We start from the raw sequence: 18,081 nt of genomic DNA, 5'->3' as shown, positions 1-18,081 counted from the left end.
CATATTGGTGGAGGGTTATAAATGTTACAAAATAATACACGTGGAGAAGAAGAATTAATGAAAGTGTTTGAGACAATAGTCCACGGCAATGAACAAGATTTGATGCAAGAAAATGCAAATGTAGACGGCCGCTCTCCAATGGGCGTAATGGGAACGTTCGCATCTGAGAGTGCAAAATATTATGCTGTTGAGAATTTATTGTCAGATCAAGTGAAAAAAGCGATAAATGAAAATATATTATATCCACATGATTTAGATTTTTATGCAACAGGAACGACGACTTGTTCACAAATTCCGTTAGCGCAAATGCTTGCTAACGGTTTTCATACTGGACATGGACATATGAGACAACCGCAAGACATTAAAAGTGCATTGGCTCTTTCGTCTATTATTTTTCAAGCGAATCAAAATATGCAGCATGGTGGTCAATCGTTTGCACTCTTTGATATTGATTTAGCACCTTATGTACGAAAAACAATTGAGAGACATAAAAAACGATTACAATCATATCCGCTTACGAAAGAACAAATAGAAGAATTTGCATGGAAAGAAACGGAAAATGATACGTATCAAGCGTGTGAGGCTTTCGTTCATAATTCGAATAGTATGCATAGTAGGGGCGGAGGACAAGTACCGTTTATTTCTATTAATTATGGAACAGATACATCAAAAGAAGGAAGAATGTTAATTAAACAACTTTTAAAAGCGACACAAGCTGGACTTGGTAAAGGAGAGACACCGATTTTTCCGATTCAAATTTTCAAGATGAAAAAAGGTGTGAATTTTGAAGAAAGTGATCCGAACTACGATTTATTTGAATTAGCATTAGAGACAACCGCAGAGCGATTATTCCCTAACTTTTCATTTTTAGATGCTCCGTTTAATGCAGTGCATTATGATGGAAGACCAGAAAGTGAAGTATGTTACATGGGATGTCGTACCCGTGTTATGTCTAATATACATGGAGAAGAAACAGCGATTGGTAGAGGGAATTTATCATTTACGTCTATTAATTTAGTGAAATTAGCGTTAATTAGTGGTTCAAAAGAAGCGTTTTTTGAAGCGCTAAACTATTATTTAGATTTAGGAATTAAGCAGCTATTAGAAAGATATGCGTATCAATGTACGAAGCGAGCAAGAGATTTTCAGTTTTTATATTCACAAGGTGTATGGCGTGGTGGAGAAACGTTGCAGCCTGAAGACTCCGTAGCCTCGATTTTAAAACAAGGGACGTTAAGTATTGGTTTTATCGGTCTTGCGGAATGTTTAGTATCTTTAACAGGAAAGCATCATGGGGAAGATGAAGAATCATGGAAACTTGGGTATGAAATTATTTCCTTTATGAGAGATAGAATGGATAAAGCGACAGAAGAACATCAACTGAATTTCTCAGTAATTGCAACTCCAGCAGAAGGATTATCAGGGAAGTTTGTGAAAAAAGATAGAGAAGAATTTGGCGTGATTGGCGGCATAACGAACCATAATTACTATACGAATTCATTCCATATTCCAGTTTATTATAACATTCAAGCGATAAATAAAATCCGTTTAGAAGGCCCGTTCCATGCTCTCTGTAATGGAGGACACATTACTTATATTGAACTAGACGGAGCAGCAATGCATAACAAAAAGGCATTAAAACAAATTGTACAAGCCATGGCAGAACATGGCGTTGGATACGGTTCAATTAATCATCCTGTTGACCGTTGTAAGTGCTGTAGTTATCACGGGGTTATTGGGAATGAATGTCCAAGTTGCGGGAATGAAGATGAGGCTAATATAGAAAGAATTCGCCGTATAACAGGCTATCTTGTAGGAGATATGTCAAAGTGGAATAGTGCGAAACGTAGTGAAGAGATAGATCGGGTGAAACATAAATGAAAGTGATGAATATTATTCATGATAGTGTAGTAGATGGAGAAGGATTGCGGACAGTCGTGTTTTTTGCGGGCTGTCCGCATCGTTGCGTTGGTTGCCATAATCCGAAATCGTGGAATATTTGCAACGGAACGGAAATGACAGTAGAAGAAATTGTGAAAGAGATTGCAAGTAATCCATTAACTGATGTAACATTTTCAGGTGGAGATCCATTTTTTCAAGCTGCTGAAGTGAAAAAGGTAGCAAAAATCGTGAAAGATTTGAAAAAAAACCTATGGATGTATACAGGTTATACGTTAGAAGAGATACAGAGTTCTCAAAATAATGATATGATAGAGTTGTTACATTATGGGGATGTTTTAGTCGATGGAAGGTTTGAAATTGAGGAAAAAGATTTAACACTTCCATTTCGCGGAAGCTCCAATCAACGTATTATTCGATTGAAAGAGTAAAAAGGCGGGATAGATTATATGAACAAAACGGTATTGCTTGTTGAAGATGAAAGAAGATTACGTGAAATTGTTAGTGATTATTTTCGTAATGAAGGCTTTGAAGTAATCGAAGCAGAAGATGGAAAAAAAGCGCTAGAGTTATTTGCAGAGCATGAAATTGATTTAATTATGTTAGATATTATGTTACCGGAAATAGATGGATGGTCTGTTTGTAGAAGAATTAGAAAAGAATCAGCAGTACCAATTATTATGTTGACAGCACGTTCGGATGAGGATGATACATTGCTAGGTTTCGAATTAGGTGCAGACGAGTATGTAACGAAACCATTTAGCCCGAAAGTATTAGTAGCTCGTGCAAAGACGTTATTGAAACGTGCGGATGGTGCGGTAGGAGTAGCGGAAGAAAATGCTATGTCTTTAGCTGGAATAGAAGTGAATCGTCTATCTAGAACTGTTTTAGTAGATGGAGAAGAAATTATATTGACACATAAAGAATTTGAACTTCTTGTGTATTTAATGGAGAACAAAGGAATTGTGTTATCACGTCAACATTTATTAGACCAGTTATGGGGATATGACTATTACGGTGATGACCGAACGGTTGATACCCATATTAAAAAACTTCGAAATAAGCTAGGAGATAAAGCGAAGCATATCGGTACTGTTATTCGAGTTGGTTATAAATTTGAAGAATAATCTAGAACGATTTGTGTAATTTAGCCTAGGGAAATGGTGATTTTATACTCTCTTTTGAAGGTAAAATGTACAAAAAATACTTTTTTTGTCTACAATGTTAGATAAGTGTATTTTTTTAATTGGATTTCACGATGAGTTCACAAGAAGGACACAAAACGTGACTATACTGAAAATACGAATTCACCAGAGAGGGGAAATAAAACATGGGATATTACGACGGACCAAATTTAAATGAAGAGCATAGTGAAACGAGAGAAGTGAGAAAATCAGGTAGTAAAAAAGGCTATTTCTTCACAGGTTTAGTGGGAGCTGTAGTCGGAGCGGTTTCGATTAGTTTTGCAGCACCATATATGCCATGGGCTCAAAATAATGGAGCGCCAGTATCATCATTTAGTTCGGATTCAAAAGTAGAAGGTACTGTAGTTCCTGTTGTAAATAAAGCGAAAAATGAAACTGATTTACCTGGTATGATTGAAGGGGCGAAAGATGTTGTTGTAGGTGTTATTAATATGCAACAAAGTGTTGATCCATTTGCAATGCAACCGACAGGTCAAGAACAACAAGCCGGTTCAGGATCAGGTGTTATTTATAAAAAAGCAGGAAATAAAGCATATATTGTAACAAACAACCACGTAGTAGATGGAGCAAATAAACTTGCTGTGAAGCTGAGCGACGGAAAGCAAGTTGATGCGAAATTAGTTGGTAAGGACCCTTGGTTAGACTTAGCGGTTGTTGAAATTGATGGATCTAATGTAAATAAAGTTGCCACTTTAGGTGATTCAAGTAAACTTCGTGCGGGTGAAAAAGCCATTGCAATCGGTAATCCACTTGGATTTGATGGAAGTGTAACGGAAGGTATAATCAGTAGTAAAGAACGTGAAATTCCGGTTGATATTGATGGGGATAAACGACCAGATTGGCAAGCACAAGTTATTCAAACGGATGCAGCGATTAATCCAGGTAATAGTGGTGGTGCATTATTTAACCAAAATGGTGAAATAATTGGGATTAATTCAAGTAAAATTGCACAACAAGAAGTTGAAGGAATTGGATTTGCTATTCCAATTAACATCGCAAAACCAGTTATTGAATCTCTTGAAAAAGATGGAGTAGTAAAACGTCCAGCTCTTGGAGTAGGTGTTGTTTCACTAGAAGATGTGCAAGCTTATGCAGTCAATCAATTGAAAGTACCGAAAGAAGTAACAAACGGCGTTGTATTAGGTAAAATTTACCCAATATCACCAGCTGAAAAAGCTGGTTTAGAGCAATATGATATTGTAGTAGCATTAGATAATCAAAAAGTAGAGAATGCTCTTCAATTCCGTAAATATTTATATGAAAAGAAAAAAGTAGGCGAGAAAGTAGAAGTTACATTCTACCGTAACGGTCAAAAAATGACGAAATCGGCTACTTTAGCAGATAATTCAGCTACAAAGAATCAATAATCGAAATAAAAGAAAGTCTCTTTCATATTGAAAGAGACTTTCTTTATCGGCTATACTAAAGGAATAGGAGGGATTAATTATGACAATTGAAAACCCAACTCGTACGGAAATTGGTGAAGTGTTAAAGAAAAGCAAAACAATTGCGGTTGTTGGATTATCAGATAAGCCAGAACGTACATCGTATATGGTTTCAAAAGCAATGCAAGATGCTGGATACCGCATTATTCCAGTTAATCCAACAGTAGATGAGGTGCTCGGAGAAAAGGCAGTTTCTTCACTAAAGGATATTAAGGAACACGTTGACATTGTAAATGTATTTCGTCGCTCAGAGTTTTTAATGGATGTTGCAAAAGAATTTGTAGAGATTGATGCAGATGTTTTTTGGGCACAATTAGGAGTACAAGATGAGGATACATATAAACTTTTAAAAGAAAAAGACTATACTGTAATAATGGATCGTTGTATTAAAGTAGAACATGCGATGACAAAATAGTATAGATTTAAAGGTAGAAAGATTGATTCAGCCCTCATTATAGATAAGTAGGGCCGATGAACGAGGTGTTCATCATGAGATTTTTTAAAGGCTGTTTTTGGGGATTGTTACTTGTAATCCCGTTTTGGATCTTGATCATTTGGATCATAATAAAGGTTTGGAATGTGTAATCTTGGAATACATATCCATTTCTCGTTGACAAACGATTATTTTTCTGAAATAGTAGCCTAGAGGAATCCTTGTGAGAAAACAAGGATTTTTCTATTGAAAATGGTATATAAAAGAGATAAGATAACTTGCCAAAACGATAGTCGAGGCGTTATTCTATAATAGAAACATATGTTCTGATTTTGGATTAGGAAAGGGGCAAGGAGTTTGGCGAAGCATCAGTTCCAATATAATGAAGATGCGATTCAAGTGTTAGAAGGACTTGAAGCCGTTCGAAAACGCCCGGGTATGTATATCGGGAGCACGGACAGCCGTGGATTGCATCATTTAGTATATGAAATAGTAGATAACTCCGTTGACGAAGCGTTAGCGGGATTTGGCGACGAAATTTCAGTCGTAATACATAAAGATAATAGTATTAGCGTTATAGATAAAGGGCGAGGAATGCCTACGGGAATGCATAAACTTGGGAAACCTACACCTGAAGTTATTTTAACTGTACTTCATGCCGGTGGTAAGTTTGGTCAAGGTGGTTACAAAACGAGTGGTGGTTTACACGGTGTTGGGGCATCAGTTGTAAACGCCTTGTCTGAATGGTTAGTCGTAACGATTAAGCGTGACGGAAATATTTATGAACAACGCTTTGAAAATGGTGGTATTCCTGTAACGACGCTTGAGAAAATCGGAAAGACGAAAGAATCTGGTACAACAATGCATTTCAAACCAGATACAACGATCTTCAGCACTACAAATTATAACTATGAAACATTATGTGAGAGATTACGCGAATCTGCATTCTTATTAAAAGGGATGAAAATCTCAATAAAAGATGAACGAAATGATTTAGAAGATGTCTTTCATTATGAAACAGGAATTGAAGCTTTCGTTTCCTATTTAAACGAAGAAAAAGATTCAATTCACCCAGTTGTATATTTCACTGGTGAACAAAATGGGATTGAAGCAGAACTAGCATTTCAATTTAACGATGGCTACTCAGAAAATATTCTTTCGTTTGTAAATAATGTACGTACAAAAGATGGTGGAACACATGAAGCTGGATTTAAAACAGCGATGACGCGTGTGTTTAACGAGTATGCTCGTAAAGTAGCACTATTAAAAGAAAAAGATAAAAACTTAGAAGGTACAGATATTCGTGAAGGTGTAGCGGCTATCGTTTCGGTACGTGTACCAGAAGAAGTGCTTCAGTTTGAAGGGCAAACGAAGGGGAAACTAGGTACAAGTGAAGCGCGTTCTTCAATTGATGCCATTGTATCTGAGCATTTAGCATACTTTTTAGAAGAAAATCCTGATGTAGCTACACTTCTTGTGAGAAAAGCAATTAAAGCAGCACAAGCCCGTGAAGCAGCCCGTAAAGCAAGAGAGGAAGCGCGTAGTGGTAAGAAAAAGAAAAAATCAGAAGGTACGTTAAGCGGGAAATTAACACCTGCACAATCACGTAACCCGCAAAAAAATGAACTATACCTAGTAGAGGGTGACTCTGCCGGTGGTTCTGCGAAACAAGGACGAGACAGACGTTTCCAGGCCGTATTACCGTTACGTGGTAAAGTAATTAATACAGAAAAAGCAAAGCTTGCTGATATCTTTAAAAATGAAGAGATTAATACAATCATTTATGCGATTGGCGGCGGTGTAGGAAATGAATTTGATGTTGAAGATATTAACTACGATAAAGTTGTAATTATGACCGATGCCGATACCGATGGGGCTCATATTCAAGTATTGTTATTAACGTTCTTCTACAGATATATGAAGCCACTTATCGAAGCTGGTAAAGTATTTATCGCACTTCCTCCTTTATACAAAGTAAGTAAAGGAAAAGGTAAGAGTGAGGTAATTGAATACGCTTGGTCAGATGAGGAATTAGACGGTGTAACGAAAAAAGTTGGAAAAGGCTATATGTTACAACGTTATAAAGGACTTGGTGAAATGAATGCGGATCAATTATGGGAAACAACAATGAATCCTGAAACGCGTACATTAATTCGCGTAAAAATTGATGATGCAGCTAGGGCAGAGCGCCGCGTTACAACGTTAATGGGCGATAAAGTAGAACCGCGCCGTAAATGGATTGAACGTAATGTACAGTTTGGTATGCAAGAAGAAGGAAATATTTTAGAAAATGAAATGATTATGGAGACGGAGGTGGAATAACATGCAAGCAGAGAAGTTTCATGACCTCCCGCTTGAAGACGTGTTAGGTGATCGCTTTGCACGTTATAGTAAATATATTATTCAAGATCGTGCACTTCCAGATGCACGTGATGGCTTAAAGCCAGTACAAAGACGTATTTTATATTCTATGTATGTAGAAGGTAATGTACATGATAAAGCGTTTCGTAAATCAGCTAAAACAGTAGGTAATGTTATCGGTAATTATCATCCACATGGAGATTCCTCTGTATATGAAGCAATGGTACGCTTAAGCCAAACTTGGAAAGTACGTAATGTTTTAGTTGAAATGCATGGTAATAACGGTAGTGTTGATGGGGACCCAGCGGCAGCGATGCGTTATACGGAAGCTCGTTTATCACCAATCGCCTCTGAATTATTACGTGATCTTGATAAAGAAACAGTTGAATTCGTGTCAAACTTTGATGATACGAGTGAAGAACCGGTTGTATTACCAGCAGCGTTCCCGAATTTATTAGTGAACGGATCTACAGGGATTTCCGCTGGTTATGCAACAGAAATTCCTCCGCATCATCTTGGAGAAGTTATTGATGCTACAATGATGCGTATTGATAAGCCAAATAGTACTGTTGATGATTTATTAACAGTTATGAAAGGACCAGATTTCCCAACAGGCGGTATTATTCAGGGGATTGATGGTATTAAAAAGGCGTATGAAACAGGCAAAGGTAAAATTATTATTCGCGGAAAAGCAGAAGTTGAAACAGTGCGCGGTGGGAAACAACAAATTGTAATCACTGAAATTCCTTACGAAGTGAATAAGGCAAACCTTGTAAAGAAAATGGATGAATTACGTCTAGATAAAAAGTTAGATGGTATTGCTGAAGTGCGTGATGAGACAGATCGTACTGGTTTACGAATTGTTGTTGAATTAAAGAAAGAAGCAAACGCCGAAGGTATTTTAAATTATTTATATAAAAATACAGATTTGCAAATTCCATATAACTTTAATATGGTAGCGATCAATAATCGTCGTCCAACACTTATGACATTACCGAAAATTTTAGATGCTTATATTGGACATCAAAAAGAGGTTATTACGAGACGTTCGCAATATGAATTAAGAAAAGCAGAAAATCGTCAACATATTGTAGAAGGTTTAAAGAAAGCATTATCGATTTTAGACCAAGTAATTGAGACAATTCGAGCTTCAAAAGATAAACGTAACGCGAAAGATAATTTAAGTGCAAAATTTGGCTTTACAGAAGCACAGGCAGAAGCAATTGTTTCCTTGCAATTATATCGCTTAACGAATACAGACATTACGGCGTTACAAGAAGAAGCAGATGAGCTTAATAAGAAAATTATTGAGCTACAGGCAATTTTACAAAGTGAAAAAAGATTGCTTCAAGTAATTAAAACTGATTTAAAGAGAGTTAAGAAAACGTATAGTGATGATCGACGCGCTATTATTGAAGATCAAATCGAGGAAATTAAAATCGATGTAGAAGTGATGATCCCACAAGAAGATGTCATCGTTACTGTAACGAAAGAAGGATATGTGAAACGTACTGGATGGCGCTCACATAATGCCTCAAACGGCAAAGACTTCGGTATGAAAGAGGGTGACATCTTACTTGAACGATTCGATACGAATACGACAGAGACAGTCCTCTTATTTACGAATAAAGGAAACTATATATATCTGCCAGTATACGAAATGCCAGATATTCGTTGGAAAGATTTAGGTCAGCACGTTGCTAATATCGTTTCACTCGACCGGGATGAAACAATCATTTGGGCAACGGTTGTACCGAACTTTGAGGAAGAAAAACGATTTATCGTATTTGTAACAAGAAATGGTATGATAAAGAAAACAGAATTAAATCAATATAAAGTTCAGCGTTATTCAAGAGCATTCGTTGCTGTAAACTTGAAAAAAGATGATGAAGTTGTCGATATATTTGCGACAGATGGAACGAGTGATATCGTTCTTGCTACACACGGTGCATATGCACTTATTTTCCATGAAGAGGAAGTAAGTCCAGTCGGTGTAAGAGCTGCTGGAGTGAAAGCAATTAATTTAAAAGAAGATGACTATGTCGCTTCTGGTAAACCGTTAAATGGTGACAAAGATCAACTTATTCTTGTAACACAGCGCGGTGCTGTAAAACGCCTAAAAGCATCAGAAATTGAGAAATCAACGAGGGCGAAGCGAGGTCTTGTTATTTTCAAAGAATTAAAACGTAATCCGTACCGCATTGTCGGTATTGAAATCGTTCGGGACGATGAATTAGTTTACATGAAGACAGAGAAAAACATTGTAGAAGAAATTGATCCGAAAGCGTATCGAAATAAAGACCGGTATAGTAATGGTAGCCTTGTGCTAGATGTTAATGATACTGGTGAAGTAGTAGAAACGTGGACGAAGAAAAGACCAGAATAAAGAGGGCATCTTGCTATGAATAGTAGCAAGATGCTTTTTTCTAGGCAATTTATTATGTAAATAATAATAATCTTGTTATAATAACTAAATGAAATCGTTCTCATAAAGTGAAACTTTAATCAATGGGGAGTTTCTTCATCCTCACTGATTATTAGTTGAACCAATCGGGCTTTAACAAGCAGTTGATTCCTCACCTAATGCCTTAGCTTTCACTGAATTTTGAGTTAGGAATCTTACTGCCCGTTAAAGCGGGACAAATGGAGGGGCAACATGAAAAAAATAGGTGTAGGGATTGTAGGATTTGGTTTTTCTAGTACGACATTTCATATCCCACTATTACAAACAATAGAAGAATATGATATTCGTGCTGTATTATCCTCAAAAGAAGAGGTAGTAAAAGAAACATTACCAAACGCTAATGTTGTTAGTACAATTGATGAATTGGTGAAGCGAGCTGATGTTGACTTAGTTGTTATTACATCACCTAATACAACTCATTTTCCATATGTAAAAGAAGCAATTTTAAAAGGTAAGCATGTTGTTGTAGAAAAACCATTTGTTGTCTCAATTGAAGAAGGGGAAGAGCTTATTTCATTAGCAGAGCAGCATAATGTAATGTTAAGCGTATATCATAATCGTCGTTTTGATAATGATTTCTTAACAATTAAGAAATTGTTAGGAGAAAACAGAGTAGGGAATGTATACGCATATGAATCGAATTTTGATCGTTTCCGTCCACATGTACGTGATCGATGGAGAGAAAAAAATCTACCAGGCTCCGGTATATTATACGATTTAGGATCGCATTTAATTGACCAAGCGTTATCAATATTCGGGAAACCAGATGCGATAAGTGCAGATGTAATAAAACAACGACCAGGTGCAGAGGTGGATGATTATTTCCACATAGTACTTCATTACGGAGTTAAACGTGTCATTTTACGTAGTAGCAGTTATGTGAAAAAAGCTGGACCACATTTTATAGTGCATGGAGAGAAAGGTTCTATCGTGAAGTACGGTATGGATTCGCAGGAAGAGCAATTAAAAAATGGAATGAAGCCAGGTGATAACGGTTATGGAGTAGACGATGAAGAGAATTTTGCTACTTTAGAAACAGAAGAAAGCTTAGAGCGTATTCCAACAGAAGTCGGTTGTTATGACAATTATTATAAAGGTGTACGAGATAGTATATTAAATGGTGAGGAACTACCTGTAACAGCAAAAGAAGGTTTAGATGTTATTAAACTGATTCAATTAGCGATTGAAAGCAGTGAAAAGGGTAGAGTCATTTCTATAAAATAAAAAGACACGAATTTCGTGTCTTTTTTATTAGGAATATGTGAATATGATTAATTAATTAGTTTAGTCGTTTATCATACATTAATTGGATTTGTATGCCATAAGGATCTTCAATAATACTATATGCTTCACTAAATATATTTTTTTCTAGCGGAGAGATTATTTTCACATGCTTATCGGAAATTAAATTATTATAAAACCGTTGTATTTCCTCTAAATTAGCGCTTTGAATGCAAAGTGACATGTTATTTCCAACGTTATAACGTTCATTATGCTTCATTGTATCTTCTGCTATCATTAGCTTTGTATTCCCAATTTGTAAAACAGAGTGAGCAATATGATCTTTATTTTCACTTGTAATTTTAAAAGAACTATCTCTTTTCGCCAGTTCTTCATACGTAACAATCATTAATTTTTTGGCTTCTAAATTACGTGTATAAAAGTTAATCGCCTCCTTTGCTTGCCCGTTCATTGAAAGAAAAATAGCTATCTCTAATGTCATAAATATATAACTCCTTTATTAGTTGATAATTATAATATAGATTAAAAAGGTTTCAATACATGATACCTTTTTGGGAGGGAAATATGAAAAAAACTGAACGAATAAATGACATGCTTATTTTCTTAAATAATAAAGGATATTTTAATTTAAAAGATTTAATGGCTAGATATGATATTTCTAAAAGTACTGCGTTGCGAGATATTCAATCATTGGAAGAAATAGGTGTACCCATATATTCTGAATTAGGTAGAAATGGAAGTTATAAAATTATAGAAAATAGTGTGTTATCGCCAATTTATTTTAGTGTGGATGAAATGTATGCGTTATACTTTTCAATTCTTACGCTAAATGGATACAAGACAAAACCATTTAATGTAGAAAGTATTGCGCTTGAAAATAAATTTAAACATGTATTACCTGATAATGTGAGTAAAAATATTTCAATTATGGAACGAACGCTTTCCTTTGAAGTAACAAATCATAGTAATTTTAGTCCGTTCTTAAAAGAAATTTTACAGGGAATTTTTGCTGAGCGAGTTTATCATTTAACATATTTAAAAAAAAGATGAGGAGCAAGCATTGGTTGCCCAATTTATTCGAGTAGAATCTAAATTTGGCCAGTGGTATGCTAAAATCTTTGATTTTGAGACAAATCATGTTCAAATAATTAGATGTGATAAAATTCTTTCTATTGTGGAAACGAGCAATATTAATCCGAAAAATCTTGAAGAATTATTAAGTTATCTTACTACCTTTCACAGAAAGTCTGATGCAATTGATTTTAGCGTCATTGTTAATCAAAAAGGAAAGGACATTTTTGATAAAGAGAATTATCCTTCCATGAGGATGCAAAAGGAAAATGAAAATTACATTATAACAGGCTATTTTAACAAGCAAGAATTTGATTTTATTTCAAGTTATTTTATGAATTTCGGTGAAACGATTATTTCAATTCAGCCTGTTATGCTAAAAGAGTTAATCTATAATAAGGTGTTATCTATAAAGCGGCATTTAACTTCTTTAAGATAAAGTTAGTTTTAGCTATTTATTTGATATGAAAAAGCCCTTGAGATTTAAATATCCAAAGGGCTTTTTGGTGATTGTATTTGTTTTTTAGAAACAATTATTTTTCTGGGACGGACAGTCCATAAAAGAACATCGTGACGATATCTTGTATATGTTTTTCCCGATTTCCTTCAAGAAGTTGTGCCCCAAAATCATCACCTAATTTAGTAAACATTTGAATGTAAAGTAACATCATTTCTTTAGTAAGGTGTGGATTAATTTCGTTTTTGCGCTGAGCTCGTTCTAATATTTCTAAATACCAGGGTAGGATTTTTTCATTTTGATAACTATAAATAAACTTACGGAGTTCTTCGTCCCTTTGCATCATTTGTAGTAACATATCAGGTTGAAATAATCCGCCAGTATTCATTTTTCTTACAATCATTTTTTGCATCATATCATGAAAAGGTAATTTTTCTTCTGCAAGCTCTTTATAATATTGAAATTCAGATATGATAAATTCTTGTATAAGCTCCCTAAATAACGCATCTTTACTTCCGAAATGATTATAAATTGTAACTTGAGAAACGTTTGCTTCTTTTGCGATATGTTCTATTTTCACTTCATTAAATCCACGTTCTGAAAATAATACGAATGCTGCTTCTTTAATGGCACGCTTTTTCTTTTCTTTTACTCTTTCAAAGCCGTTCAATGCAATCACCTCACTTAAAATATACAAGAAAAAATAATGGAAAACAATAATTTTGAAATATGGACTAATAAATATTTCAAAAAATTGTTGCGAATATGGAAGATGAGGAGTACAATAATTTTGAAATATCACATATTCAATATTTCAAAAAATGAGGTGGAATTATGATTTCAGTTCAAGATGTCACAAAACAGTTTTCGAATGGAAAAGGTTTGTTTCATATTACATTTGATGTAAAAGAGGGAGAAGTATTTGGTTATTTAGGACCGAATGGTGCCGGAAAATCAACGACGATTCGTAATTTAATGGGATTTATAAAACCGACAGCTGGTAAAGCGACAATTTTTGGATTAGATTGTTGGAATGAAGCAGCGAAAATTCAAAGGGAAGTTGGTTACTTGCCAGGTGAAATTTCTTTTATTGAAGGAATGAATGGATTAGAGTTTTTAAAATTAATGCAGGGAATGCGTGGATTAAAGGATACGAAAAGACGAGATGAACTGATAGAGCGTCTGCAATTTGATGTGAAAACACCGATTCGCAAAATGTCTAAAGGAATGAAGCAAAAAGTAGGGATAGTCGCTGCATTTATGCATGATCCAGAGGTGTTAATTTTAGATGAACCAACATCTGGACTTGATCCACTTATGCAACAAGTGTTTATAGATTTAATATTAGAGGAAAAGCAAAGAGGAAAAACAATCCTAATGTCATCACATATTTTTACTGAAATTGAGAGAACTTGTGATAGAGTAGCTATTATTAAAGATGGTCGACTCGTAACGGTTGAAAATATTCACGATTTACAAAGTATGAGAAGACAGGTGATAGATGTAACAGTATCATCACAAGAAGAGATTGAGTCCCTTACAAAGTGTAATTTGCAATTTGAAGCGGTAAAAGGTAGAGAGGCATCTATCATTGTACAAGGAAACTATCAAACTGTTTTACAAACACTTTCAAACTATAATGTAACGGCACTTCAAACGAGAGCGATGGATTTAGAACATTTATTTATGCATTATTACGATAAGAAAGAAGGGGTAACGCATGAATAAGCAATTATTTTTAGCTAGTTTGAAAGAAACACAAAAAAGTATTTTGAGTTATGCGTCTGGTGCAGCTTTATATCTGTGGTTATTAATTTGGATATTCCCGTCAATGGTATCAGCGAAAGGGCTAAATGAATTAATAGCTGCCATGCCTGATAGTGTGAAAAAAATCGTTGGTATGGAAAGTCCGATTCAAAACGTAATGGATTTTCTAGCGGGCGAATACTATAGTCTATTGTTTATTATCATTTTAACAATTTTTTGCGTAACAGTTGCGACACATTTAATTGCTCGTCATGTAGATAAAGGAGCAATGGCATACTTGCTAGCAACACCTGTATCTAGAGTGCAAATTGCGATTACACAAGCTGCTGTTCTCATATTGGGACTTCTAATTATTGTATCTGTTACGTATGTAGCTGGGTTAGTAGGTGCAGAATGGTTTTTACAAGATAACAACTTAAATAAAGAATTATTTTTGAAGATAAATGTAGTCGGAGGGCTCATATTTTTAGTCGTTAGTGCGTATTCATTTTTCTTTTCTTGTATATGTAATGACGAAAGAAAAGCACTAAGTTATTCAGCGAGTTTAACTATTTTATTTTTCGTATTGGATATGGTGGGGAAGTTAAGTGATAAGTTAGAATGGATGAAAAACCTATCATTATTTACGCTGTTTCGTCCGAAAGAAATTGCTGAAGGATCATATAATATATGGCCGATAAGTATAGGTTTAACTACTGTAGCGCTTTGTATTTTTATCGTAACGATTGTAGTATTTAGGAAGAGGGATTTACCGTTATAGAGTAGAAAGTCCACTGAGAAAGTGGGCTTTTTTTATTTGTAAATTTAAACTAGTATGTTTATCACATAACACTTATAAAGGATATTTATCTTTTTAATTACAGGAATATTCAAAAAAATGAACCTTTTTCTAGGTTCATACGTCTAATACATGTAAAGTTAAATTGGAAGTGATGAAGTGAGGATGAAACAGGAGGAGCAATTGTGAAAGTAATCCCTTTATATAAAATGATTGTAAAAGAAGAAACGGATGTTTCTTTAGCGAAAAAAGGTGATCATGAAGCCTTTATAGCGCTTATACATACAGAAAAAGCGAAGATGTATCGAATAGCAAAGGCGATGTTACGTGATGAGACAAATATAGAGGATGCGATACAGACAACAATTTTAAAAGCCTATGAAAATATAAAAAAATTAAAAAAAGAAGAATTTTTTCAAACTTGGTTAATTCGAATACTAATAAATGAGTGTAACAATATTATTAGAGCGTATAAAAATGTAATTGTGACAGAAGAGAATGATTACAATATGAGTGTTTGTGATCAGTATGAAGATATAGATTTGTGTAATGCGATTCAATCGTTACATGAAGAATTAAGAGCTGTTACGGTGCTTTATTACTATGAAGACATGCATCAAGAGAGTATAGCAAAGCTGTTAGAAATACCGGAAGGAACAGTGAAATCAAGATTATCACGTGCGAGGGAACAACTACAAAAACGATTAAAGATGGAATAGGGGGTGTAAAGGATGGATAATGAAAAATTATTTGATGAGAAATTAAAAAAGAGAATAAAAGATGAAAATGTTATAGTACCTCCAGAGTTAAATGAAAAGATTAATAGCAAGCTACATAATCTTAAGGTAAAAAAGAAGAGTTACAAAATTCATATGATGATAATTAGTACAGCGGTTTGTATACTTTCAGTGGTATCTATGTCTGAGTTTTCTATACAAAGTTTTGCGCAAAATGGTGGAGTATTTGAATATGTAAAGAAAAAAGCGTTTTCTGATTATGAAAATGAAGAAGAAATAAAATCGAATGTACATTATCCAGATAAAGAAAAGATTCATCAAAAAATGCTAGATTCTATTGATTATTTTAAAAATATTTCAGGACAATTTGAGGAATATTCTAGCTCATCAAGAATTGCTACAACATATAAGTATGCGATTGATACGGAGAAACAAAGAGGTATCTCTTCGAAAGAAGATAAACTAGCCAAAAAACGAACAATTATATATAACGAGGGGAAGAAAAAAGAATTTGATGATGAGAAGTATACTTATAAAGAGAAAAAATGGAACCCGAAAGAAAGAAACAATGAACTATTAAAATTAAATCCTACGGAAAGGTTAGTGAGAAAATCAGATGAGAAAAAGAGATATGATGATGAATATGTAGGGCTAGCTAAATATAGTATTCAATCAGAATTCGCAGATTTATTAATTCGATATAAAGATTGGAATTATAAAGAAACGAAATATCTTGGATTAGATTGTTACAAAATTGAAGGAGTTATAAACATAGAGATGCCTGTTAGCACCTCTGAAGATTTAAGAGGGAAATTCGAAATGGTTGTGGAGAAAAATACAGGGGTTATGTTGAAATTTCTTAGTTTTCAAGAAGGCTTGATTCAATATTCAGTTACGACTGAATGGATACAAATAGATAAGGGATTGAAAGAAAGTATGTTTCAAAAGGATAGTGCTAAATATGAAAAAATGAAAAACATATTGGATGAATAGAAACAGGAGGAGAGTAAATGGGTAATCATTCATCTTTAAGAGAAGAGAAAAATAAGCAAAAATATAAAAAGAAAACGATAATAAGTTTACTACTGGCGGTATTACTATTTGGTGGAATTGGCTATGGAGCCTATGTATATATGAAAACTTCTAGTCTTGTACAAAAATCTAATTTGAATTTAGCACGAGGTGAAAAATCCAATTTACGTGAGAAATCTGTAAAGCCAATTGCAAATCATGTTTCACTTTTAATTATGGGAATTGATGAAAATCAAGAACGACAAAAGGAATATAATGGTGCATTTCATACAGATGCATTATTGTTAGCGACTTTTAATAAAGACGATAAAACAGTGAAATTAACGAGCATACCGCGTGATACATATACATATGTTCCAGTTGAAAAGAAAAAAGATAAAATAACCCATGCATATGGAAGTGGTTTCGTTAAAAATGGTAAAGATGGAGGACCGCAAGCTTCTGTGGAAGCAGTAGAAAAATTGTTACAGGTGCCTGTTGATTATTTTGTGAAATTTAATTTTGGTTCCTTTACTAAAATTGTTGATGGGTTAGATGGTATTGAAGTGGATGTCCCAGTTGAATTTACGGAGCAAAATAGTAAAGATGAACCTGATGCGATTCATTTGAAAAAAGGATTACAAAAATTAAATGGGGAAGAAGCACTTGCACTAGCAAGAACGCGCCATATTGATAGTGATGCAATGAGAGGACAGCGCCAACAACTTGTTATTGAAGCGATTTTAAGTAAATTAAAAAGTGTAGGATCGATTACGAAGCTAGAAAAAATAGTTGAGGCGGTTGATGGTGATTTTAAAACAAATTTAGTAATGGATGATATTTTATCTTTTTATAAATACGGTTTAAACGGTTCATTTGAAAAAATACAATTAGCTGGTGATGATTTATACTTACCTAATGGCCCAAACGGGCAACGTGTATATTATTATAATCCTAATAAAAAAGATCTACAGAGTTTGAGTAATACTCTTAGAACACATCTAGGATTAAGTGAAAAAAAGATTGAGGAGAATTAAAGCAGATGTAATGTCTGCTTTTTTATTATGTTAAATAGTATGTCTTTTATTCGTAAATATTATATACTATTTTCAATTTTAAGATAATAGTGTAACATAAAATTATAGTTTAAGTTAAATAACAGGGGGGCTATTACATAGAATATATCATTAGCAATTATTGAAATAGTATGG

Annotated in this window: 15 protein-coding genes and 1 pseudogene; 14 read left to right on the top strand and 2 right to left on the bottom strand. The window is 34.3% G+C overall.

Annotated elements, in window-relative coordinates; all coding sequences use genetic code 11:
• Positions 1-21 precede the first annotated feature (21 nt).
• The 8 genes from MR136_RS07785 to MR136_RS07750 all read left to right on the top strand — a co-directional run bounded on the left by MR136_RS07785 (position 22) and on the right by MR136_RS07750 (position 11,031).
• Positions 22-1,881 carry an anaerobic ribonucleoside triphosphate reductase gene (locus MR136_RS07785; protein ID WP_061457584.1) on the top strand — a complete coding sequence of 620 codons (1,860 nt, stop codon included), beginning with the start codon at positions 22-24 and terminating at the stop codon, positions 1,879-1,881.
• Complete coding sequence (gene nrdG, locus MR136_RS07780; protein WP_000867076.1) at positions 1,878-2,330, top strand: anaerobic ribonucleoside-triphosphate reductase activating protein; 453 nt, start codon at positions 1,878-1,880, stop codon at positions 2,328-2,330. Before MR136_RS07785 ends, nrdG begins: the two co-directional genes overlap by 4 nt.
• Before the next feature lie 18 nt (positions 2,331-2,348).
• The gene (locus MR136_RS07775) at positions 2,349-3,026 is read left to right on the top strand and encodes a response regulator transcription factor (protein WP_001044679.1); all 678 of its coding nucleotides are present in this window, start codon (positions 2,349-2,351) and stop codon (positions 3,024-3,026) included.
• Between the two features lie 203 nt (positions 3,027-3,229).
• Positions 3,230-4,471 carry a S1C family serine protease gene (locus tag MR136_RS07770; protein ID WP_000542646.1) on the top strand — a complete coding sequence of 414 codons (1,242 nt, stop codon included), beginning with the start codon at positions 3,230-3,232 and terminating at the stop codon, positions 4,469-4,471.
• Positions 4,472-4,550: 79 nt separating this feature from the next.
• The gene (locus tag MR136_RS07765) at positions 4,551-4,964 is read left to right on the top strand and encodes a CoA-binding protein (RefSeq protein WP_000151390.1); all 414 of its coding nucleotides are present in this window, start codon (positions 4,551-4,553) and stop codon (positions 4,962-4,964) included.
• A 375-nt stretch (positions 4,965-5,339) separates the two neighbouring features.
• Complete coding sequence (parE, locus tag MR136_RS07760) at positions 5,340-7,304, top strand: DNA topoisomerase IV subunit B (protein WP_001062193.1); 1,965 nt, start codon at positions 5,340-5,342, stop codon at positions 7,302-7,304.
• Between the two features lies 1 nt (position 7,305).
• Positions 7,306-9,729, top strand: coding sequence for a DNA topoisomerase IV subunit A (gene parC, locus MR136_RS07755; RefSeq protein ID WP_001147464.1), 2,424 nt, complete (start codon positions 7,306-7,308; stop codon positions 9,727-9,729).
• Positions 9,730-9,999: 270 nt separating this feature from the next.
• Positions 10,000-11,031 (top strand): oxidoreductase, encoded by a 1,032-nt coding sequence (locus tag MR136_RS07750; protein ID WP_017673167.1) that lies wholly within the window; start codon positions 10,000-10,002, stop codon positions 11,029-11,031.
• A gap of 55 nt (positions 11,032-11,086) precedes the next feature.
• Here MR136_RS07750 and MR136_RS07745 read toward each other — a convergent pair whose 3' ends face one another.
• The gene (locus tag MR136_RS07745) at positions 11,087-11,530 is read right to left on the bottom strand and encodes a VOC family protein (RefSeq protein ID WP_017673166.1); all 444 of its coding nucleotides are present in this window, start codon (positions 11,528-11,530) and stop codon (positions 11,087-11,089) included.
• Positions 11,531-11,589: 59 nt separating this feature from the next.
• Between MR136_RS07745 and MR136_RS07740 the strand changes: the two are divergent.
• Positions 11,590-12,559 (top strand): annotated as a pseudogene (locus MR136_RS07740) (helix-turn-helix transcriptional regulator).
• 94 nt (positions 12,560-12,653) lie between these two features.
• Here the strand turns inward: MR136_RS07740 and MR136_RS07735 are convergent.
• Complete coding sequence (locus tag MR136_RS07735) at positions 12,654-13,256, bottom strand: TetR/AcrR family transcriptional regulator (protein WP_128809258.1); 603 nt, start codon at positions 13,254-13,256, stop codon at positions 12,654-12,656.
• Positions 13,257-13,411: 155 nt separating this feature from the next.
• On the opposite strand from MR136_RS07735, the gene MR136_RS07730 reads away from it, so the two are divergent.
• The 5 genes from MR136_RS07730 (at position 13,412) to MR136_RS07710 (ending at position 17,907) form a co-directional block, all read left to right on the top strand.
• Positions 13,412-14,305, top strand: a complete 894-nt coding sequence (locus MR136_RS07730) for an ABC transporter ATP-binding protein (RefSeq protein WP_000626569.1) — start codon at positions 13,412-13,414, stop codon at positions 14,303-14,305.
• Positions 14,298-15,104, top strand: coding sequence for an ABC transporter permease subunit (locus tag MR136_RS07725; RefSeq protein ID WP_017673163.1), 807 nt, complete (start codon positions 14,298-14,300; stop codon positions 15,102-15,104). Before MR136_RS07730 ends, MR136_RS07725 begins: the two co-directional genes overlap by 8 nt.
• 203 nt (positions 15,105-15,307) lie before the next feature.
• A complete protein-coding gene (locus MR136_RS07720; RefSeq protein ID WP_061457581.1) occupies positions 15,308-15,841 on the top strand; it encodes a sigma-70 family RNA polymerase sigma factor in 534 nt (177 codons plus the stop codon).
• 12 nt (positions 15,842-15,853) lie between these two features.
• Positions 15,854-16,852, top strand: a complete 999-nt coding sequence (locus MR136_RS07715) for a hypothetical protein (RefSeq protein ID WP_017673162.1) — start codon at positions 15,854-15,856, stop codon at positions 16,850-16,852.
• A gap of 17 nt (positions 16,853-16,869) precedes the next feature.
• Positions 16,870-17,907 (top strand): LCP family protein, encoded by a 1,038-nt coding sequence (locus MR136_RS07710; protein WP_017673161.1) that lies wholly within the window; start codon positions 16,870-16,872, stop codon positions 17,905-17,907.
• The last annotated feature ends 174 nt before the right edge of the window (positions 17,908-18,081 follow it).

Origin of the sequence: Bacillus cereus group sp. BfR-BA-01311 (assembly GCF_022664295.1) — a bacterium.
Lineage (GTDB): Bacteria > Bacillota > Bacilli > Bacillales > Bacillaceae_G > Bacillus_A > Bacillus_A cereus.
Note: the sequence above shows the minus strand (reverse complement) of the source record. Positions and strands in the feature narration are given on the sequence as shown.